This window comes from Cellulomonas sp. NEAU-ZC6, from assembly GCF_056844425.1.
In genome coordinates this window covers 1,433,234-1,453,464 of sequence record NZ_JBXFYH010000001.1, presented here as the reverse complement: position 1 = coordinate 1,453,464, position 20,231 = coordinate 1,433,234, and the positions used below count along the sequence as shown (strand labels likewise).

Below are 20,231 nucleotides of genomic sequence, written 5' to 3'. Positions count from 1 at the left end.
CACACGACGGCGAGGTCGTCATGGACGACTGACGACCTCGCCGCGACATGACGACCTCGCGAGCCGGTGCACCGGCGCGCGGCGCCCCGGGACGGCGCGAGGGCGCCCCGGCTGGTGCCGGGACGCCCTCGCGGGTGCTGCGGGTGCTGCTCAGGCCTCCGTGGGGGCCTGAGCCGGCTGCGACGCCGACGTGCCCTCGCCACCGCTGCGGGTGCGGCGGCGGTTGCGGCGGCGACGCGGGGCCGCGCCGTCCTCGGAGCGGCCCTCGGCGGGGCCGGTCGAGCCCTCGGCGGGCCGCGCCGACGCCTCGGTGGCCGCCGCGGCGCCCTCGCCGGAGCCCGAGCCGCCGCGGCGACGCTCACGCTGCCGGCCGCCGCCCTCGCCCTCGGCGCGGGGACCGCGCTCGCCGCGCTCGCCGCGCCCGGCACCCTCGCCGCGGGGTCCGCGGCCGCCGTCGCGCGAGCCGCGCCCGCCGTCCCGCGAGCCGGAGTCCCGGCTCGGGGTGTGCCGCTTGCCGGTCTCGCCCAGGTCCTCGAGCACCTCGGCGCCCAGGCCCTCGCGGGTCTGCTTGGACCGGGGGAGCCGGCCCTTGGTGCCGGCCGGGATGTCCAGGTCGGTGAACAGGTGCGGGGAGCTCGAGTACGTCTCCTGCGGCTCCGGGAAGCCGAGCTCGAGGGCCTTGTTGATCAGGCCCCAGCGCGGGACGTCGTCCCAGTCGACGAACGTGACCGCGGTGCCCTTGTTGCCCGCGCGGCCGGTGCGGCCGGTGCGGTGCAGGTAGGTCTTCTCGTCCTCGGGGCACTGGTAGTTGATGACGTGCGTGACGTCGTCGACGTCGATGCCGCGGGCGGCGACGTCGGTCGCGACCAGCACGTCCACCTTGCCGTTGCGGAACGCGCGCAGAGCCTGCTCGCGGGCGCCCTGGCCGAGGTCGCCGTGCAGGGCGCCGGCGGCGAACCCGCGGTCGACCAGCTCGTCGGCGACCTTCGCGGCGGTCCGCTTGGTGCGGGCGAACACGATGGTCAGGCCGCGGTTCTCGGCCTGCAGGATGCGGGCCAGCACCTCGACCTTGTCGAGCGCGTGCGCGCGGTAGACGACCTGCTTGATGTTCTTGACGGTCTGGCCGACGTCGTCCGGCTCGCTGGCGCGGATGTGCGTCGGCTGCGTCATGTAGCGGCGGGCCATCGCCACGACGGCACCCGGCATGGTCGCCGAGAACAGCATGGTGTGGCGGGAGGCCGGCGTGCGGGCGAGCAGCTTCTCGACGTCGGGCAGGAACCCGAGGTCCAGCATCTCGTCGGCCTCGTCCAGGACGACGCACTTCACGCGCGACAGGTCCAGGTGGCCCTGGTTCATCAGGTCGATCATGCGGCCGGGGGTGCCGACGACGACCTCGACGCCCCGCTCCAGCATGGCGATCTGGGGCTCGTAGGCGCGGCCGCCGTACAGCAGCGCGACGCGCACCGACCGGCGCTTGGACGCGGTGTCCAGGTCGCCGGCCACCTGCACCGCGAGCTCGCGGGTGGGGACGATGACCAGCGCCTGCGGCTTGCCGGGGGCGGGCAGGGCATCGAAGCCCTCCTCGTCCGGGGCGACGACGCGGTGCAGCAGCGGGACGCCGAAGCCGAGCGTCTTGCCGGTGCCGGTCTTGGCCTGGCCGATGATGTCGTGGCCGGACAGCGCCACGGGCAGGGTCATCGCCTGGATCGGGAACGGGGTGGTGATGCCGGCGTCGGCGAGCGCGGCGACGATCTCCGGGCGGACGTCGAAGTCCGCGAAGGTCACGTCGGCGGCCTGGACGGACGCGGCGGTCGGGGTGTCGATGGTCTCCACGGCGACGTCCTCGGGCGCGAGGCCGGCGTCGGTGGTGGGGTCGGTCGAGGTCACGGACTGCTCTTCACTCGTGCAGGTGGCGTGCCGCACGTCGCGCCCGCGAGCGGATCCGCGACGGGCATCGCCACAGGTGGTCCGGCAGCCGATCGTGCAGGTCAGTCGAGGCGGACCGCGCGCCCGCAGGCGCCGCGCCGCTCGAGGAGCACCGAGGTCGAGACGACCGGGCAACCGATGAACACCGCCATGATACGCACCGACGGCCCGCGCGGCCCTGGATCGGGCGCCGGACGGGCGTGCCGGATCCCCGGCGCGCCCGCGCGGTCAGACGGCGACGGGTGCCGCCTCCGGCACCTCGGCGGCCCGGACGACGGCGGCGAGCCGGCGCTGCTGGGTCGCGGCGACGAGCAGCGCCACCACCGTCGCGGTGACCGTCACCGCGAACGCCGCGCGGTGCCCGGACAGGTCGGCGAGCCGGCCGGCGATGCTGGAACCGAGCGCGTACCCGACGCCGGTGGCGCTGGCCAGGGCCGTCATCGCGGCGCCGGTGCGGCCGGCGGGCACGACGCGCTCCCCGAGGGAGAACACGCCGATCATGTACGGCGCGATCGCGAACCCGAGCACCGCCACGGCGGCGGTGAGCGCGGGCAGCGACCCGACCAGCAGCAGCGGCCAGGACAGCGCCACCATCGCGGCCGCCGCGACGAGGACGCGCCGCTCGTGCCCGAACCGGGCCGGCAGGAACGCGGTGCCGATCCCGGCCACGGCGCTGCCGACCCCGAGCACGGCGTGCACCAGTCCGGCCAGCCCCGGCTGCCCCGCCTGCGTGGCGAGCACCGTGGTGCCGGTCTGGACGGAGCCGAACAGCATGCCGACGGCGGTCTGCGCGACGACGAGCACGCCGAACGCCACGGTCAGCAGCCGCCCGGTGTGGCGCACGTGCGGGCCGGACCCGGTGCGGCGGGCGGTCGGGTGCAGCGCGAACGCGGTGCCGAACACCGCGAGCAGGGCGGCGGCAGTCAGCAGCGCGCCGGCGGGGGACAGCGCGACCGCGACGACGCCGACCAGGGCGGGCCCGATCGCGAACGACGCCTCGTCGACGGCGCCCTCGTAGGAGAACGCGGCGTCGACCAGGCGGCGCTGCTCCGGGCCGGTGCCGGCGGTGATGGGGCGCCAGCGGACGCGGGCCAGCGGGCCCACCTGCGGCAGCGCGAGGCCGGTCACGGCGGCGACGGCCACCAGGACGGTGCCGGACGCGCCGTGGTCGGCGAGCAGGGTCAGCGTGGTGAGCGACGCCGCGCCGGCCAGCGACTGGACCAGGACCACGGGCCGCTGCCCGAACCGGTCGGCGAGCCCGCCGGCGACCGGCGCGCCGACGGCGTTCGCGACGGCCAGCGCGCCGGCGGCCAGACCGCCGAGGCCGTAGGTGCCGGTGGCGGTGGAGACGAGGAGCAGGGCGCCGAGCTGGGCCATCGCCATCGGCAGGCGCCCGAGGAACGCGACGACGACGTAGGCGGGGCCGGCCAGGCGGAACAGGCGCGCGTAGGCGCTCAGGGCGGACACGTGAGGGACCCTCCGGGTGCACGAGACGGGCGACGCGCCTCCCCGCCTCCAGGTCGCGTCCGATGTCCCTCAGCTGGGCGCCATCCTACCGGGACGAGGCCGCCGGGGACCGCGCGGCGATACGATCGCCGGATGACCGACGCCGTTCCCGAAGCACAGGCGCCCCCCGCCGCCGACACCGTCGAGCTGCTCGGGCTCGTCGCCCACCTGCAGCACGTCGCGTTCAACCGGCTCGCCGAGGACGCCCGCGTGGCACCCACGACCGCGCAGCAGCTGGAGCTGAGCCGGCTCGCCGCCGCCGCCGTCGACCGCCGGGACCGCGTGCTCGGCCGCGTCGTCGCGCTGGGCGGCGACCCCGAGCTCTGCCTGGGCGCGTACGCGCGGCTGCTCGAGGACTTCGACTCCCGCACCCAGCCCAGCACCTGGTGGGAGCGGCTGCTGCGCTCGTACGTGGCCGACGGGGTGTCCGACGACTTCTGCCGGATCGCGGCGGCCGCGGTCGACGCCGAGTCCCGGGCCCTGCTGCTGGAGGTCCTGGACGACGCCGAGCACGCGAACCTGGCCGTCGGCGAGCTGGAGGCGGCGGGGGCGCAGGACGAGGTGCTGGTGTCCCGGCTCGCGCTCTGGGGCCGCCGCCTGGTCGGCGAGGCGCTCGGCGTCGTGCAGCAGGCGATGTCCGCGCACCCGGGGCTCGGCCGGCTCGTGACGCGCCGGGACGCCGCGGACGCGGCGGCGGCCGCGGAGGCGACCACCGCGGAGGCACCCGCTGCCGCGACGCCGGAGGACCCGGCCGCGCCCGCGAAGCTGTTCGGCGAGCTCACGGCCGAGCACACCCGCCGGATGTCGCGCCTCGGCCTCACCGCCTGAGCCCACCGCCGCAGACACGACGACGCCCCGCACCGGATCGGTGCGGGGCGTCGTCGCTGCCCGGGGGTGCCGGGGGCGCCGAGAGGGCTCAGATCGCGCCGAAGCCGACCCGGCCCTTCGACTCCGTGCCGATCTCGACGTAGCCGATCGAGGCGGACGGCACGATCACGCGCCGGCCCCGGTTGTCGACCAGCTCGAGCACCGGGGCGCCGCCCAGTGCCGCGGTGACGGCGGCGGTGACCTCGTCGGCCGTCTGGTCCGACTCGATCACCAGCTCGCGGGGCAGGTTCTGCACACCGATCGTGATGTCCACGCTTGGTCGTCTCCTCGCTCGTGGTGATGCTGCCCGGTCATCCTAGGCCGGGCGCGCGCCGACCGGACCGCCGCGGGCGTCGCGTTCGCCCTCGGCCGACTCGACGGCGCCCTCGGGGAGGAAGTCGGCGACGCCGCCCCAGGCCAGGCGGGACACCAGCACGGCGGTCTCGCGGGCGGTCGCCGCACCCGGCGTCCGCAGCCGGCGGGTGGCGGCGGCCTGGGCCATCGCGGCGATCGACGGGGCCAGCAGGGCAGCGGTGGCCGCCGGCACGCCGGCGATCTCGGTGAGCACCGCCTCGAGCCGCCGCGTGACGGACCCGGTGGCGCGCTCGACCCGGGCGCGGACCTCCAGGTCGTGCCGGACGTCCGACTCGAACAGCAGCGCCGAGGACTCGCCCGCGTCGTCGACGAAGTCCAGGTAGGCGCGCACGACGCCGGTGACGATGGCGCGGGCGTCGTGCGGCCGCACCTCGCCCGGCGGGTGGGTCGCGACGGCGGCGTCGACGGCGGACAGCAGCTCGTCGCCCCGCGCGTCCACCACCGTCAGGTAGAGGTCGAGCTTGGACGGGAAGTGCCGGTACAGCACCGGCTTGCTGACCTCGGCGCGGTCGGCGATGTCGTCCATCGAGACGTGGTGGAAGCCCTCCGAGGTGAAGAGCTCCTGCGCGATGCGGAGCACCTGGGCGCGCCGCAGGGCGCGGGGCATGCGCACCGGGCGACCGCGGCCGGGCGGGGGCTGGTCCATCGGGCGATGATAGCCAGCGACGAGCGGCTCCACGGGGCCTCCTCCCGACCCGCCGCGACGGCCTGCGAGCACGCCCGCGCGGTCTCCCGGTGTCGGTGGCGTGTGGTGGGATCGAGCCCGTGAACCCGACCTCCGCCACCGCGCTGCGCCTGGTGCGGCCGGCGCTGGCGGACGTGCCCGCGCCCGTCCGCCTGGGCGCCGACCAGCGCGCGGTGGTCGACCGCCTGCTGGCGGGCACGGACCCGGCGCTGCTGGTGGTGGGCGCGGCGGGGACGGGCAAGACCCTGCTCGCCGTGGAGGTCGTGGCCGCCGCGCTGGGGGAGGACGAGGACGCGCTGTTCCCGGGGCCCGGCCGGCCGAAACCCGACGAGGTGCTCGTCCTGGCGTCCGGGCGGCGGGCGGCGGCGGAGCTGCGCGACCGGATCGGCGCCCGGGTCCGCCGCACCACCGGTCAGGCGATGGTGCGCACGGCGGCGTCGGCGGCGTTCGCGGTGCTGCGGGCACGCGCCGGCCTGCTGGGCGAGCCCGCGCCGACGCTCATCTCCGGGCCGGAGCAGGACCTGGCGCTCGCGGAGCTGCTGGCGGGGCACGCCGCGGGCGAGGGCGTGCCGATGCGCTGGCCGGCCGGGGTGCCGGACGAGGCGCTCACCCTGCGGGCGTTCCGCGGGGAGCTGCGCGACCTGGTGATGCGCGCGGCCGAGCGCGGGCTCGTGCCCGAGGACCTGGCGCTGCTCGGCGAGCGGCACGGCCGTCCCGAGTGGGTGTCCGCCGCCGTGCTGTACGAGGAGTACCTCGACGTCACGACGCTGCGGACCGGCACCCCCGACGCCGGCGCCCGCCTCGACCCGGCCGTCGTGGTCGAGGAGGCCGCCGAGGCGCTGCGCGCGTGGGACGCCGAGCTCCCCGGCACCGCCCGGCCGCGCTGGCGGCTCGTGGTCGTCGACGACTACCAGGAGGCCACGGAGGCGACCGCGCGGCTGCTGCGCGTGCTGCAGGACGACGGCGCCCGCCTGCTGCTGCTCGCCGACCCCGACGCCGCGGTCCAGACCTTCCGCGGCGCCACGCCGGCGCTGGTGGGGCGCGCCGACGCCGCCGGCTCCGGCCCGGGCGAGCTCGGCGCGCACCGGATGGTGCTGGACGGTGTCCGGCGGCACGGCCCGGTGCTGCGCGGCGTCGCGGCGGGCGTGGCGCAGCGCATCGCCGTGGTCGGCGGCGCCGCGCACCGCCGCGCCCTGCCGGTGAGCCGCGCCCTGCCGGTGAGCCACGGCGTGCCGGTGGTCCCCGCGCCGCGCGGCGAGGTCGGTGCGGGCGGCGCGACCGGTGCGGCCGGCGAGCCCGGTACGGCCGGTGGCGTGCCGTACGACGTCGTCCGGTGCGTCGTGCTGCCCAGCGCGGCGCAGGAGGCCGCGTGGATCGCGCACGCGCTGCGCCGCGCGCACCTGGAGGACGGCACCCCGTGGGCCGAGATGGCCGTGATCGCCCGGTCCGGCGGCCAGGTGACCGCGCTGCGGCGCGCGCTGGGTTCGGCCCAGGTGCCGGTCGCGGTGGTCGGCAGCGACGTCCCGCTGCGGGACGAGCCCGCGGTGCGGCCGCTGCTGGACGCCCTGCGCTGCGCGCTCGGCCCGGACGGCGGCGGTGCTGCGCTGGACGCCGAGCTGGCGGCGCGGCTCTGCCTGTCGCCGCTGGGCGGGCTCGACGCCGTCGGCCTGCGGCGGCTGCGGCGCGCCCTGCGCTCCGAGGAGGTCGCGGGCGGGGGCGGGCGGCCCAGCGACGAGCTCCTGGTCGAGGTGCTCGGTGCGCCCGCGCGCGCCGAGACGCTGTCCGGCGGGCTGCGCCGGCCGGTGGCCCGGCTCGCGACGGTGCTCGCCCAGGGACGGGCCGCGGCGACGGCGCCCGGCGCGGACGCGCAGGGCGTGCTCTGGGCGATCTGGGACGCGTCCGGCCTGGCGGAGCCGTGGCGGCGGTCGGCGCTCGCCGGCGGGCCGGGCGGGGCGCGGGCGGACCGGGACCTCGACGCCGTGCTCGCGCTGTTCCGGGCGGCCGAGACGTTCGTGGACCGCATGCCGCAGGCGCGCGCCGCCGCGTTCCTGGAGTGGGTCGAGGCGCAGGAGCTGCCCTCCGACACGATCGCCGCCCGCGCCAGCCGGGACGCCGTCTCCGTGCTGACGCCGGCCGGTGCGGCCGGGCGGGAGTGGGACGTCGTGGCGGTCGCCGGCGTGCAGGAGGGGGTGTGGCCGGACCTGCGGCTGCGCGACTCGCTGCTCGGCTCGCAGGCGCTGGTGGACGTGCTGTCCGGCCGGGGTGCGCCCGGCGCGCCCGGGGACCCGCGGTCGGCGGCCGAGGCCGGCGCGGCGGCGCGCGCGGCGGTGCTCGCGGACGAGCTGCGGTCGTTCCACGTCGCGGTGTCGCGGGCCCGCCGGCTGCTGCTGGTCACCGCCGTGTCCGACGAGGACGACCAGCCGTCCCCGTTCCTCGACCTGGTCGAGCCGAACGACGAGGACGAGGACCCGCGCCGCACCGTCGCGCCGGCGCCGCTCGACCTGCGTGGGCTCGTCGCCCAGCTGCGCGGCCGGATGGAGCAGGCGGCCCGGGACGGCGCGCCCGACGGCGGCGCCGCGGCGGTGCTCGCCCGGCTGGCCGACGAGGGCGTGCCGGGCGCGGACCCGGCGGAGTGGCACGGCCTGGCCGACCCGTCCAGCGACGACCCGCTGTGGGCGGCGGGCGAGCGCGTCACCGTCTCCCCGTCCCGGATCGAGACGGCGGGGACGTGCACCCTGCGCTGGGCGCTCGAGGCCGCGGGCGGCACCTCGCCCAGCAGCGCGAAGCAGTCGCTCGGCACCCTGGTGCACGCGCTCGCGCAGACGTACCCGACCGGCGGGCGCGAGCAGCTGCTGGCCGAGCTGGACCGGCGCTGGCCCGAGCTCGGCCTGGGCACCGGCTGGCCGGCGACGCTGGAGCGGCGGCGCGCGGAGGCGATGGTGGGCCGGCTCGCCGACTACCTCGCGAAGGCCGGCGAGCCGCTCGCGATCGAGGCGCGGTTCGAGCTGTCCCTGGACCGCGCCGTGGTGCGCGGGACGCTGGACCGGGTCGAGCGGGCCGCGCCGTCCGGGTCGCCGTCCGGGGCCGACGGCGGCGAGGACGGCACCGTCCCCGTGCGCGTCGTCGACCTCAAGACCGGCCGGTCCGCGCCGTCCGCGCAGGAGGCGCAGACCAACCCGCAGCTCGGCGCGTACCAGCTCGCGGTCGACGCCGGCGCGGTCGAGGGGCTGCCGCCCGAGGCCCGCAGCGCGGGCGCGCAGCTCGTGTTCGTGTCGGACGTGAACAAGGCGCGGGCGGCGCTGCGCGAGCAGCCCGCGATCGGCCCCGAGTCGCCCGACGACCCGTCCTGGGCGCGCACGCACATCGAGCAGGTCGCGGAGCGGATGGCGGCGTCGTCGTTCGCGGCGACCGTCAACCCGCTGTGCGACCGGTGCCCGGTGCGCCGGTCCTGCCCGCTGCGCGACGAGGGCGGGCAGGTGGTCGGATGACCGGCGTGACCACCCCCGTGCTGTCCGCGCGGGACGTCGCCGCGCTGCTGCACCGCGACCCGCCGACGGACGAGCAGGTGGCCGTCATCGAGTCGCCGCTGCGCCCCGCGCTCGTCGTCGCCGGGGCCGGCTCGGGCAAGACCGAGACGATGGCCGCGCGCGTGGTCTGGCTGCTGGCGAACGGCCTGGTCGCGCCCGAGGAGGTGCTGGGGCTGACCTTCACGCGCAAGGCCGCGGGCGAGCTGGCCGAGCGGGTGCGCCGCCGGCTGCGGCACCTGGCGCGCAACGCCGCCGCCGAGGGCGTGCACCTGCCCGGGCTGTCGGTCGCCGAGGACGCGGCCGACGGCGGCGCCGCGCTGCTGACCGTGGCCCGGCCGACCATCTCGACCTACAACGCCTACGCCGCCTCGCTGGTGACCGACCACGGGCTGCGGATCGGCGTGGAGCCGTCGGCCCGGCTGCTCGGGGAGGCCGCGCAGTGGCAGCTCGCCAGCGAGGTCGTCGAGTCCTGGACCGCCGACCTGGACTCCGCCGCGGCCGTGTCGACCGTCGTCGAGGCGGTGCTGACGCTGTCCGGCGCCCTGGACGAGCACCTGCTGGACGCCGACGGCGCCCGGCGCGGCATCGAGGCGATCGTCGACGCGGTCGAGGAGACGCCGCCCGGCACGCCCCCGCGGGCGCCCTACGCGAAGGTCCGCGACCTGGTCGGGTCGCTGCGGGAGCGGCAGCGGATGCTCGACCTGGTCGCGGCGTACCGGGAGCGCAAGCGCGCGGCCGACGCCCTGGACTTCGGCGACCAGGTGGCGATCGCCGCGCGGCTCGCCCGGGACGTGCCCGAGGTCGCGACGGGGGAGCGGGCCCGGTTCCGGGTGGTGCTGCTCGACGAGTACCAGGACACCTCCTACGCGCAGCTGGTGCTGCTGTCCGCCCTGTTCGGCGGCGGGCACCCGGTGACGGCGGTCGGCGACCCGCACCAGTCCATCTACGGCTGGCGCGGGGCGAGCGCGGGCGGCCTCGAGCGGTTCCCGACCGACTTCCCCGACGTCGCCGACGACGGCGACCGGCGCCGCGCGGCGGTGTACGCCCTGTCCACGTCGTGGCGGAACGACGTCGCCGTGCTGGCCGCCGCCAACCGGGTCGCCGCACCGCTGCGCCGGGCGGAGCGCGCCCGGGTCGCGCTGCCCACCCTCGACCCCCGGCCCGGCGCCGGCGAGGGTGACGTCGTGGCGCACCTCGCCCCGACGCTGGAGGAGGAGGCGCAGGCGGTCGCCGAGTTCGTCGCCGCGCGCTGGCGGCCCGAGGGCGGTCCCGGCGTCGACGGTGGCGCGCCGGCACCCGGCGGCGCGCGGGTGTCGGCCGCCGTGCTCTGCCGCAAGCGTGCCCAGTTCCCGGTGCTGCACCGCGCGCTGCGGGCCGCCGGCCTGCCGGTCGAGGTGGTCGGTCTCGGTGGCCTGCTCGCGACGCCGGAGGTGGTCGACGTCGTCGCGCTGCTGCAGGCCGCGCACGACCCGTCCCGCGGCGACGCGCTCATGCGGCTGCTCACGGGCGCCCGCACCCGGCTCGGCGCCGCGGACCTGCACGCGCTCGCGGACTGGTCGGGGCACCTCGCGCGCGGCCTGGACGCGCGGGCGGCGGCCGCGGTGGCGCGGGAGCGTGCCGGTGCCGGTGCCGGTGCCGGTGCCGGTGCCGGTGCCGGTGCCGGTGCCTCGCCGGACGCCGCCCCCGACGCCGCTCCCGACGCCGGTGAGGCCCCGGGTGCCCCCGTGGTCGCCGACGTCGTGGACGAGCGGAGCATCGTCGACGCCGTCGACTCCCCGCCGCCCCCGGGCTGGACCAGCCCGTCGGGCCGGGGCCTCACCGCCGGCGGGCTGGAGCGGGTGACCGCGGTCGGTCAGGTGCTGCGGGCCGTCCGGCAGCACACCTACCTCTCGCTGCCCGAGCTGGTCGCGCACGCCGAGCGGCTCTGGGGCCTCGACATCGAGGTCGCCGCGCGCGCCGGCGTCGCCCCGGGCCGGGCCCGCGCGCACCTGGACGCGTTCCGCGAGGTGGCCGTCCGGTACGCGGACGCCACCGACGACCCGAGCCTCGGCGGGTTCCTCGCGTGGCTGGAGTCGGCGGACGCGCACGAGCACGGCCTGGACATGCCGGTGGCCGAGCCGGACCCGGACGCGGTGCAGCTGATCACCGTGCACGCCGCCAAGGGCCTGGAGTGGGACGTCGTCGCGGTGGCCGGCCTGGTCGACGGCGGCCTGCCCGCCACCCGGACCCAGGGCAAGGACGGCCCGACCGACTCCGCGTGGCTGACCGGTCTCGGCGAGCTGCCGTACCCGCTGCGCGGCGACCGGCACGACCTGCCCGAGCTGGTCGTGGCCGGGGCCTCGGACCCGAAGGAGCTGGAGGAGCGGCGCCAGCAGTTCCTGCGCGACGCCGGCGACCACCAGGTGGCCGAGGAACGCCGGCTCGCCTACGTCGCCTTCACCCGCGCACGGTCGGCGCTGCTGCTCACCGGGGCGTGGTGGGGCGACGGCAGCCGGCCCCGGCCGCCGTCGCTGTTCCTGACCGAGGTCGTCGACGCGGGGCTGGCGCGGGTCGACGGCTGGTCGCTGCTGCCCGACGACGGTGCCGAGAACCCGCGCACGCAGGAGGCCGCGTCGGCCGTGTGGCCGGTCGACCCGTTCAGCGCACCCGGCGACGGCGCCCCGTCCCGCCGGCCCGCGGTCGAGGCGGCCGCGGCGGCGGTCCGGGCGGCGCGCGCCCGGGGTGGCGCCCGCCGGCCCGCCACCGGGTGGGACCGCACGGTCGACCTGCTGCTCGCCGAGCGCGCGCTGGAGGCCCGGCCCCGCCCCGAGGTCGAGCTGCCCGCGCACCTGTCCGCCTCGGCGGTCGTGCGGCTGGCGGCGGACGGCGGCGAGTTCGCCCGCGCGCTGCGCCGGCCGGTGCCGAACCGCCCGTCCCCGCAGGCCCGCCGCGGCACCCAGTTCCACGCGTGGGTCGAGGGCTTCTACGGCGCGCCCGCGCTGGTCGACCTGGACGACCTGCCGGGCGCGGACGACGACTCGGTGGCCGTCGACGCCGACGAGGCCGCCCTGCGCGCGGCGTTCCTGGCGACGCCGTGGGCCGCGCTGGAGCCCGTGGCCGTCGAGGTGGACGTCGAGACGACGGTGGCCGGGTACGTGCTGCGGTCGCGGATCGACGCGGTGTTCCGCGACCCCGAGCAGCCCGATGTGCCGGGCGCGGTCGTGGTCGTGGACTGGAAGACCGGCGCCCCGCCGAGCGACCCGGCCGCGACCGCCGTGCGCGAGCTGCAGCTCGCGGTGTACCGGCTCGCGTGGTCCCGGTGGACGGGCACGCCGCTGGACCGGGTCAGCGCGGCGTTCTGCTACGTCGGCGCCGGGCGCACCGTGCGCCCGGAGCGCCTGCTCGGCGCCGACGAGATCGAGCGGCTGCTCCTCGCGGCGACGCAGGACCCCGACGCCTGACGCCGGTGGCGGGCACGACCGCGCGCCGCCGCCGACCCGTCAGAGCGGCGCGGCGCCCGGCTCGGCGACGTCGCGGGTCTGCTCGTCCAGCTCGTCCAGCATCTGCACCGCGTCCGCCACGACCTCGTCGTCCCCGGCGCGGACGCCGTAGAGCAGCCACCGGGCCAGCGCGAGCTCGCCCGCGAGCAGGGCGCGGTCGGCCAGGTGCGGGTCCGTCAGCTCGGTGCGGCGCAGCTGGTAGGCCTCGAGGATCGAGTCGGTGGCGTCCTGCGGGGCGGCGACCAGCAGCCAGGCGAGGTCGTCCGCAGGGTCGGCGACCTTGGCCTCGCCCCAGGACAGCACGCCCGTGACGGCGCCGTCGGCGACCAGCACGTGGTCGGCGGACAGGTCGCCGTGCACGACGACGGGCGCGAACTTCCACAGCGAGACGTCCTCGAGCCGCTCCTCCCAGCGCCGGAGCAGGGTGGCGGGGACGCGCCCGGTGCGCGCGGCCTCGTCGACCTCGGCGAGCCGGCGGGTGCGGTAGGCGGAGGCGTCGTACACGGGCAGCCCCGCGTCCTCGACGACGGCGGCGGGCAGCTCGTGCAGGGCGGCGATCGACCGGCCCAGCGACGCGGCGACGCCGGGCCCGGGCGCGAGCCGCTCCAGGTCGACCGGACGCCCGGGCAGCTCCCGGTGCACGACGACGCGGCCGCCCTCCTCGAGGGGCGCGGCGCCGGCCACGCGCGGCACGTCGAACGGCAGCCGCCCGGCGTCGACCTGCTCGGCCAGCGCGGCCAGCAGCACCAGCTCGGCCTCCAGGGCGGCGCCCGCGGCCGCGGTCCGGGGCGCGCGGACCACCCAGTGCCGGCGCTGCGCGTCGGTCACCAGCGCGACGTCGTCGTCTCCCGCGCCCGCGGCGGCGCGCACCTCGCGGGCGTCGAAGCCGGGGACGGCGACGGTCGCGAGGGCGGCGAGGGCGAGGGGAGAACGCACCGGCCCAGCCTAGGACGCGTGGGCGCCCGGGGTCGTCCGCGCGCGCCGTCGGGCGTGTCCCGCGTCGGTCCGGCGGACGTCCGGCACAGGTCCGGCGGACGCCCGGCAGCGGTCCTGCCCCCGTGCCGCGTCGGGACGGGCCGCCGCCCGGCCGCCGACTGCGACCCGGCCGCGCGACGCGTACGGTGGCGACGTGTTCGCCTCCGACCTCCCTCTGTCGCGGACGGTCACGGACCGCGCCGCGGACCTCCGCGGTGACGAGGACCTGCTGGCCGCGCTGCTCGACGACGACTCCACCCGGGTGCTCCTCGTGTCCGGGGGGCGGGTCGTCACCCGTTCCCGCGGCCGTCGCCGCTCCCTCGCGCTGTTCTCCCCGCAGGAGGCGGCGCTGCGTGCGCCCTCCGGCTCGCTGGAGGAGCGCTGGGCGTTCCTCGGCTACGACGACGCCGACCGGGTGCCGGGCGTCGCGCCGGGCGAGACGCGGCCCGACGGGCCCGCGTACCTGGCGCACCACGTCCCCGAGGGCATGACCGCCGCGCTGGCGGCCGGCGACGAGTGGACGGCCCTGCGGGAGGTCGGCGGCGACCTGTCCGCGCGGGACGCGGGGCTCGCCACGGCCGCCGTCGCCCTGTACGAGTGGCACGTGCGCCACCCGCGCTGCCCCCGCTGCGGCGCCGAGACCACGCCGGTGTCCAGCGGCTGGGTGCGCCGCTGCCCGGTGGACGGGACGGACCACTACCCGCGGACCGACGCCGCCGTGATCATGGCCGTGGTCGACGACGACGACCGGCTGCTGCTGGCCAGCTCCGCGGCGTGGCCCGAGCACCGGTTCTCCACGCTCGCCGGGTTCGTCGAGCCGGGGGAGTCCGTCGAGCACGCCATCCGCCGCGAGGTCCGCGAGGAGTCGGCGGTGGTGGTCGGCGAGGTCGAGTACCGGGGCAGCCAGCCGTGGCCGTTCCCCGCCTCGCTGATGCTGGGCTTCCGTGCCCGCGCGCTGTCCACCGAGATCACCGTCGACGGGGTGGAGCTGCGCTCCGCGCGCTGGTTCGACCGCGACACGCTGCGCTCGGAGGTCGCGAGCGGTGCGGTGGTGCTGCCCTCCGGCACGTCCATCGCGCGGGCGCTGATCGAGGACTGGTTCGGCGGGCCGCTGCCGGAGTCCCCGGCGGGCGCGGGCTGGAGCCGCGGCGCGAGCGCGCCCCCGGAGCCCGCCGGCACGGGGACGGACCCGGCGCGGGAGGAGTCGGCCGCGTCCGACGGGCGTCCGACGACGACGGAGCCCACGGCGCCCGCAGCGCTGACGCGCCGGCAGCGCCGCGCCGCCGCGCCGGCCGCGGACGACGCCCTGCCGGGCACGGACTGACCGGGGACGAACCCTCGCGGCGTCCGCCGCCGGGACCGCAGAAGGCGGGGGTCCGCGACGTCGCGGACCCCCGCCTGCCGCAGGCCCCGGGCGCGCCCCGGCGTGCGGGTCAGGCGCTCAGGCGCTCGCGGACCTGCACCAGCGACGGGTTGGTCGCGGCGGAGCCGTCCGGGAACAGCACGGTCGGGACGGTCTGGTTGCCGCCGTTGACCTGCTCCACGAACGCGGCGGCGTCGGGCGTCTGCTCGATGTCCACCTCGGTGTAGGCGATGCCCGCGGAGTCGAGCTGCGTCTTCAGCCGGCGGCAGTAGCCGCACCAGGTGGTCGAGTACATGGTCACGGTGCCCGCGGCGGGCAGGTCCTGCGTGGTGGTCATCGTCTGCCTTCGATGGTGGGGAGGTCGGTGCACCGGGTGAACGCCCGGGCGCGGCCAGATCATCCCTGACACGTCTGCCGTCGTGCGGTCCGGCTCGCCGCGGGCCCCTGGGGACGGCGGTGCGACGGTGTCGGCGGGAGGTGCGAGGATCGTCGGCGATGTCTCCCGACGACCTGCTCGACGCCCTCGACCCCGACCAGCGGGACGTCGCACGCTCGCTCACCGGGCCGGTGTGCGTGCTCGCCGGCGCGGGCACCGGCAAGACCCGCGCCATCACGCACCGCATCGCGTACGGCGTGCGGACCGGCGTCTACGCGCCCACCAGCGTGCTCGCCGTGACGTTCACCGCGCGGGCCGCGGGGGAGATGCGGACCCGCCTGCGGGACCTCGGCGTGCCCGGCGTGCAGGCACGGACGTTCCACTCCGCCGCGCTGCGCCAGCTCCGGTACTTCTGGCCGCGGGTGGTCGGCGGCCCGGTGCCGACGCTGCTCGCGCAGAAGGCACCGGTCGTCGCGGACGCGTGCCACCGGCTGGGGCTGTCCGTCGACCGGGTGGCGGTGCGCGACCTGGCGTCCGAGATCGAGTGGGCCAAGGTCTCCCGGATCACCGCGGACGACTACGTGCGAGCCGCGGCCGCCGCCGACCGACCGGCACCGGCCGGCCACGACCACCAGGTCGTCGCGCGGCTGATCACGGCGTACGAGGACGCCAAGGACGCCCGCGGCGTGATGGACATGGAGGACATCCTCTGGCTGCTGTCCGGCATGCTCGTCGAGAACGGCGCGGTCGCGGACGAGGTCCGCGGCCAGTACCGGCGGTTCGTCGTCGACGAGTACCAGGACATCTCCCCGCTGCAGAAGTTCCTGCTGGACCAGTGGCTCGGCGGCCGCGACGAGCTGTGCGTGGTCGGCGACCCCAGCCAGACCATCTACTCGTTCGCGGGTGCGACCCCGCACTACCTGACCCGGTTCACCGCCGAGCACCCGAAGGCCCAGGTCGTGCGCCTGGTGCGCGACTACCGGTCGACGCCGCAGGTGGTCGGGCTGGCCAACGAGGTGCTGCGCCGGGCCCCCAAGGACGGCGCCCGGTGGGAGCCGCTGGAGCTCCTCGCGCAGCGCCCGTCCGGCGGCCCGGTGCGGTTCGCGGTGTACGACGACGACGAGGCGGAGGCCGCCGGCGTCGCGACGCGCATCGGCCGGCTGATCGCGGCGGGCACGAGGCCCAGCGAGATCGCGGTGCTGTACCGGACCAACGCGCAGTCGGAGGCGTTCGAGCAGGCCCTGGCGAACGTCGGCATCGGCTACGTGCTGCGCGGCGGCGAGCGGTTCTTCGCCCGCAAGGAGGTCCGGGACGCGATCGTCCGGCTGCGCGGCGCGGCCGTCGCGGCGGACGCCGACGCCCCGATGACCGAGACGGTCCGCGACGCGCTGCGCTCCGCGGGCTGGTCCGACGAGCCGCCCGCGGCCCGCGGCGCCGCGCGCGAGCGGTGGGACACCCTGCACGCGCTGGTCGCCCTGGCCGACGACCTCGCCGCGGCCGCCGCCCGGGACGGCCGCACCGCGACCGTCTCCGACCTGGTCGCCGACCTCGACGACCGCGCCGCCGTGCAGCACGCGCCGACCGTCGAGGGCGTCACGCTCGCGTCGCTGCACGCCGCCAAGGGCCTCGAGTGGGACGCCGTGTTCCTGTGCGGGCTGAGCGAGGGCCTCGTGCCGTGGGCCTCCGCCGACACCGCGGCCGACATCGCCGAGGAGCGGCGCCTGCTCTACGTCGGCATCACCCGCGCCCGCCTGCACCTGGAGCTGTCCTACGGGCGGTCCCGCACGCCGGGCGGCCGCGCGACCCGGCGGCGCTCGCGGTTCCTGGACGGGCTGTGGCCGCAGGAGGGCCGGGCGCGGTTCGGCGACGGGCGCCCGCGCGCCGTGCCGCGGCTGACGGGGCAGGTCGACGCGGAGCTGCTGGCCGCGCTGCACGCGTGGCGCGCCGACCTGGCCAAGCAGACCGCCAAGCCGACCTACACCGTGCTCGGCGACGCGACGCTGTCGGCGATCGCGGAGCTGCGCCCGGGCAGCGTGCCGGAGCTCGCGCGCGTGCAGGGGATCGGCCCGGCCAAGATCGACCGGTACGGCCCCGACCTGCTGGCGATCGTCGCCGGCCGGCGCCCCGCCGCGGCGGCCGACGGGACGGTCGCCGGGTGACCGGCCGGAACTCGTCGAAGTTCTGTCGTTAATTCGGTTGTGCGGCCCGCCCGGGCCCCTCTACGGTGAACGAGTCCTGATGGGAGGTCGCGCTGCGCCAGCAGCCGGCCCGAGCATGCGAAGGAGGTGGGTGCTGTGAAGAAGTTCATGACGAACGTGCTGAGCGTGATCGCGCTGCCGTTCATCGCACCCACCGCCGGCGTGTACCAGGGGACCACTGCGCCCTCTGCCGTCCACGGCACCGGGATCGTCTCCGGCCTCGGCGGCACCGGTCTCCGGCTGCGCAAGCGCGATCTCTGGATCGCTCCCGACTCCCTCCCAGGGGGACCGGTCATCTGAGTCGATGACCGATCTCACCAGGCCGCGGAGTCCACCGGATCCCGCGGTCTTTCTCATTCTCCGTCCCTTGGTGGCCGGGAGTGGGCGAGCAGCGGATCCACCGCCACCTCGCTCAACCCGCAAGTCATCAGGAGGACATCGTGCGGCTCACGACGCTGCTCGACACGATCGACCAGGGTGGATCCGGTCCCTGGCCGCCTGCCGAGGCCGCCACCGTCGCAGACGTGCAGTTCGACGCGCTCGTCGCCGGCCTCATCCCCTGCCGCTCGAACGACCCCGAGCTCTGGTTCGCCGAGCGCACGGCGGACGTCGAGCGCGCCAAGACGCTCTGCCGCTCCTGCCCGCTCCTCGAGGGCTGCCTCGCCGGCGCCGTCGAGCGCGAGGAGCCGTGGGGCGTGTGGGGCGGCGAGGTGTTCGTCGGTGGTCAGGTGGTCGCGGTCAAGCGCGGTCGCGGACGGCCCCGCAAGGACGCCGGCCCGGTCGCCTGACCGGAGGGGCCGGGCGGTCCGGGGAGGGCCGGCCGCCACGGCACCGCCACGGCACCGCCCGTCTCAGCCGGTCAGGGCGGCGCACCCGCACTCGGGGTGCGCCGCCCACGGCCGCAGCCGCGGCTCGACCTCCGGCACCGCGATCTCGTACTGCGCCCCGCGCGTGCGGGGCAGGCCGCCGTCCAGGTGCGCGAGCACCTCGGCGCTCGCGAGCCCGCCGGTGACGGCGGCCAGCGCGGCCGGCGGGCCCGACGACCCGGTCCGTCCGTCGCGGCGCCGCGGCCGGCGCTGCGTCGCCAGCAGCTCGGCGAGCACGACGGGCCACGCCGGGTCGGCCTCGGCCCGGTGCAGGTCGACGCACCGCAGACACGGAGCCGGCGCCCCGCCCGGTACGACCGGGACCGCGAACGGTCCCACGAGCGCATCCGCCTCCCGCGTCACGACGGGCAGGTGCGGCACGTCCGTCCCGAGCAGCGCCAGCGCGACGGCGGGGTCGGCGGCGTCCCGGGCCACGGTCACGGCGACGTCCGCCGTGGTCCCCGAGCTGCCGCGCTCCCGCACGCGGACGTGCGGGGCGAGCCGCTCCAGCGCGGCGCCGACGGCCGCGACCCGCGCCGACCCGACGTCGGCCGGCGTCAGGACGCCGCCGACGTCCGCGGGGCGCACCGGGGCGGGGTCCGCGAGCTCCAGGGTCCCGACGCCCGACCCCGCGAGCGTGCTCGCGATCGTGGCACCGACCCGGTCGAGGCCGGTGACGGCCACCGTCGCCCGGGCCCGGCGGCGCAGGAGACCGACGCCGTCGCCGTCCAGCCGGGTCAGCCCGTGGGCGAGCACCTCGGGGAGGTGCCCCGCCCGGACGCGGGGCGGGCGGGCACGGCGCGGCCGCAGCAGCCCGGCGGTCGCGAGACCGGCCAGCACCGCCGGCGGCAGCCCGTCGAGCGCGCGGTCACCGGCCTCGACCAGCCGGTCGGCCTGCTCCGGCGCGAGGCCGCGGACGCGGACCGCCCAGCGGGGGTCGGTGCCGACCTGGACCTCGTCCGGCGCACGCCGGACGACGCGCAGTCCCTGCCTGAGCTGCATGCGCGTCCCACCCCGTCCCGTCGACGACCACCCGGTCACCGACCACGGTGGCACGCCGGGCGGGTCCGCCCGCGGCCGTCCACAGGACGGGTTCGTCAGGCCTTGCCGAGGATGCGGTTCAGCTTGGTGCTGCAGACGGGGCAGACGGCCTTGGCCATCCGGCGCCCGGACTCGGAGACGACGACGTCACCCTCGGCCTGGCGCTTCTCCTTGCACTTCACGCAGTAGAACTCGCCGGCGTAGGTCTCGGCCATGGGGGGTCTCCTCAGCTCGCAACGGATGGCGCCGCTTCCCGGCGCCCGGGCCAGTATCCACGCTGATCGCCCGCCCGGGGAGGGTTCCGCCCGCACGTCACCGGGGGAGTTCGCCGTGATCACGGCCCCGAACCGCTACCGTGCTCGCGTGCAGCCGTCGAGGGAGCACCCGCGCACGCCGGTCGACCCGGCGGGCTCCGACGTGCCCGCGACCGCGCCCCCGACCGGCGACCGGTCGGGCGACCCGCGGCTCGGCCCGGTCGAGGTGCGCCGGTCGCGGCGCCGGTCCCGGACCGTCACGGCGTTCCGCGAGGACGGTCGCACGGTCGTCGCGATCCCGGCGGGTTTCACCCGCGCGCAGGAGCGCGAGTGGGTGCGCCGGATGCTCGACCGGCTGGCGAACCAGGAGCAGCGGCGCCGGCCGTCCGACGACCAGCTGGTCCGCCGGGCCACCGAGCTGTCCACCCGGTACCTCGGCGGCCGCGCGGTGCCGTCGAGCGTGCGGTGGTCCGCGAACCAGGGCCGGCGCTGGGGCTCGTGCTCCGTCGGCGAGGGCAGCATCCGCATCTCCGACCGGCTGCGCGGCATGCCGTCGTGGGTGACCGACTACGTGCTGCTGCACGAGCTGAACCACCTGCTGCACGCCGGGCACGGGCCGGACTTCTGGGCGGAGCTGGAGGCGTACCCGCGCACCGAGCGGGCGCGCGGGTTCCTCGAGGGCTACTCCTTCGCCGAGCGCGCGCCGGGCGACCCGGTGGACGGCGCCGGCGCCGAGCAGGCGGCTGACGACGTGGACGCCGGCGAGGCCTGAGGCGCGTCCGCGCCGGCCCGT

At 77.8% G+C, this 20,231-nt stretch carries 16 protein-coding genes; 8 read left to right on the top strand and 8 right to left on the bottom strand.

Features of this window, described 5'->3' with window-relative positions:
• Window positions 1-150: 150 nt before the first annotated feature.
• Window positions 151-1,887, bottom strand: a complete 1,737-nt coding sequence (locus AC1050_RS06655) for a DEAD/DEAH box helicase (RefSeq protein ID WP_482386570.1) — start codon at window positions 1,885-1,887, stop codon at window positions 151-153.
• A 267-nt stretch (window positions 1,888-2,154) separates the two neighbouring features.
• On the bottom strand, window positions 2,155-3,393 hold the full coding sequence (locus tag AC1050_RS06650) for an MFS transporter (RefSeq protein ID WP_482386569.1): 1,239 nt from the start codon (window positions 3,391-3,393) through the stop codon (window positions 2,155-2,157).
• 132 nt (window positions 3,394-3,525) lie between these two features.
• Between AC1050_RS06650 and AC1050_RS06645 the strand changes: the two genes are divergently transcribed.
• A complete protein-coding gene (locus AC1050_RS06645) occupies window positions 3,526-4,260 on the top strand; it encodes a ferritin-like fold-containing protein (RefSeq protein ID WP_482386568.1) in 735 nt (244 codons plus the stop codon).
• 88 nt (window positions 4,261-4,348) lie between these two features.
• Here the strand turns inward: AC1050_RS06645 and AC1050_RS06640 are convergent, their stop codons facing one another.
• Together AC1050_RS06640 and AC1050_RS06635 are read right to left on the bottom strand one after the other, a co-directional pair.
• A complete protein-coding gene (locus AC1050_RS06640; protein ID WP_482386567.1) occupies window positions 4,349-4,573 on the bottom strand; it encodes a DUF3107 domain-containing protein in 225 nt (74 codons plus the stop codon).
• A 42-nt stretch (window positions 4,574-4,615) separates the two neighbouring features.
• Window positions 4,616-5,320 (bottom strand): TetR/AcrR family transcriptional regulator, encoded by a 705-nt coding sequence (locus AC1050_RS06635; RefSeq protein ID WP_482386566.1) that lies wholly within the window; start codon window positions 5,318-5,320, stop codon window positions 4,616-4,618.
• Between the two features lie 119 nt (window positions 5,321-5,439).
• Between AC1050_RS06635 and AC1050_RS06630 the strand changes: the two genes are divergently transcribed.
• Together AC1050_RS06630 and AC1050_RS06625 are read left to right on the top strand one after the other, a co-directional pair.
• Complete coding sequence (locus AC1050_RS06630; RefSeq protein WP_482386565.1) at window positions 5,440-8,847, top strand: ATP-dependent helicase; 3,408 nt, start codon at window positions 5,440-5,442, stop codon at window positions 8,845-8,847.
• Window positions 8,844-12,326, top strand: a complete 3,483-nt coding sequence (locus AC1050_RS06625; RefSeq protein WP_482386564.1) for a UvrD-helicase domain-containing protein — start codon at window positions 8,844-8,846, stop codon at window positions 12,324-12,326. The genes AC1050_RS06630 and AC1050_RS06625 overlap by 4 nt, the downstream gene beginning before the upstream one ends.
• 39 nt (window positions 12,327-12,365) lie before the next feature.
• Here AC1050_RS06625 and AC1050_RS06620 read toward each other — a convergent pair whose 3' ends face one another.
• A complete protein-coding gene (locus AC1050_RS06620) occupies window positions 12,366-13,301 on the bottom strand; it encodes a phosphotransferase (RefSeq protein ID WP_482386563.1) in 936 nt (311 codons plus the stop codon).
• A gap of 193 nt (window positions 13,302-13,494) precedes the next feature.
• Between AC1050_RS06620 and nudC the strand changes: the two genes are divergently transcribed.
• The gene (gene nudC / locus AC1050_RS06615) at window positions 13,495-14,664 is read left to right on the top strand and encodes an NAD(+) diphosphatase (protein ID WP_482386562.1); all 1,170 of its coding nucleotides are present in this window, start codon (window positions 13,495-13,497) and stop codon (window positions 14,662-14,664) included.
• A 109-nt stretch (window positions 14,665-14,773) separates the two neighbouring features.
• Here nudC and AC1050_RS06610 read toward each other — a convergent pair whose 3' ends face one another.
• The gene (locus AC1050_RS06610; RefSeq protein ID WP_482386561.1) at window positions 14,774-15,040 is read right to left on the bottom strand and encodes a mycoredoxin; all 267 of its coding nucleotides are present in this window, start codon (window positions 15,038-15,040) and stop codon (window positions 14,774-14,776) included.
• A 158-nt stretch (window positions 15,041-15,198) separates the two neighbouring features.
• On the opposite strand from AC1050_RS06610, the gene AC1050_RS06605 reads away from it, so the two are divergent.
• The 3 genes from AC1050_RS06605 to AC1050_RS06595 all read left to right on the top strand — a co-directional run bounded on the left by AC1050_RS06605 (window position 15,199) and on the right by AC1050_RS06595 (window position 18,065).
• Complete coding sequence (locus AC1050_RS06605; protein ID WP_482386560.1) at window positions 15,199-17,238, top strand: ATP-dependent helicase; 2,040 nt, start codon at window positions 15,199-15,201, stop codon at window positions 17,236-17,238.
• A 135-nt stretch (window positions 17,239-17,373) separates the two neighbouring features.
• A complete protein-coding gene (locus AC1050_RS06600) occupies window positions 17,374-17,577 on the top strand; it encodes a hypothetical protein (RefSeq protein ID WP_482386559.1) in 204 nt (67 codons plus the stop codon).
• Between the two features lie 140 nt (window positions 17,578-17,717).
• Window positions 17,718-18,065 (top strand): WhiB family transcriptional regulator, encoded by a 348-nt coding sequence (locus AC1050_RS06595; protein WP_482386558.1) that lies wholly within the window; start codon window positions 17,718-17,720, stop codon window positions 18,063-18,065.
• 63 nt (window positions 18,066-18,128) lie between these two features.
• Here the strand turns inward: AC1050_RS06595 and AC1050_RS06590 are convergent, their stop codons facing one another.
• Both AC1050_RS06590 and AC1050_RS06585 read right to left on the bottom strand, forming a co-directional pair.
• Entirely contained in the window at window positions 18,129-19,145 is a 1,017-nt protein-coding gene (locus AC1050_RS06590; RefSeq protein ID WP_482386557.1) for a ThiF family adenylyltransferase, read from the bottom strand.
• 95 nt (window positions 19,146-19,240) lie between these two features.
• On the bottom strand, window positions 19,241-19,399 hold the full coding sequence (locus AC1050_RS06585; protein ID WP_454049548.1) for a DUF5679 domain-containing protein: 159 nt from the start codon (window positions 19,397-19,399) through the stop codon (window positions 19,241-19,243).
• A 202-nt stretch (window positions 19,400-19,601) separates the two neighbouring features.
• On the opposite strand from AC1050_RS06585, the gene AC1050_RS06580 reads away from it, so the two are divergent.
• Entirely contained in the window at window positions 19,602-20,210 is a 609-nt protein-coding gene (locus AC1050_RS06580) for a YgjP-like metallopeptidase domain-containing protein (protein WP_482387250.1), read from the top strand.
• The last annotated feature ends 21 nt before the right edge of the window (window positions 20,211-20,231 follow it).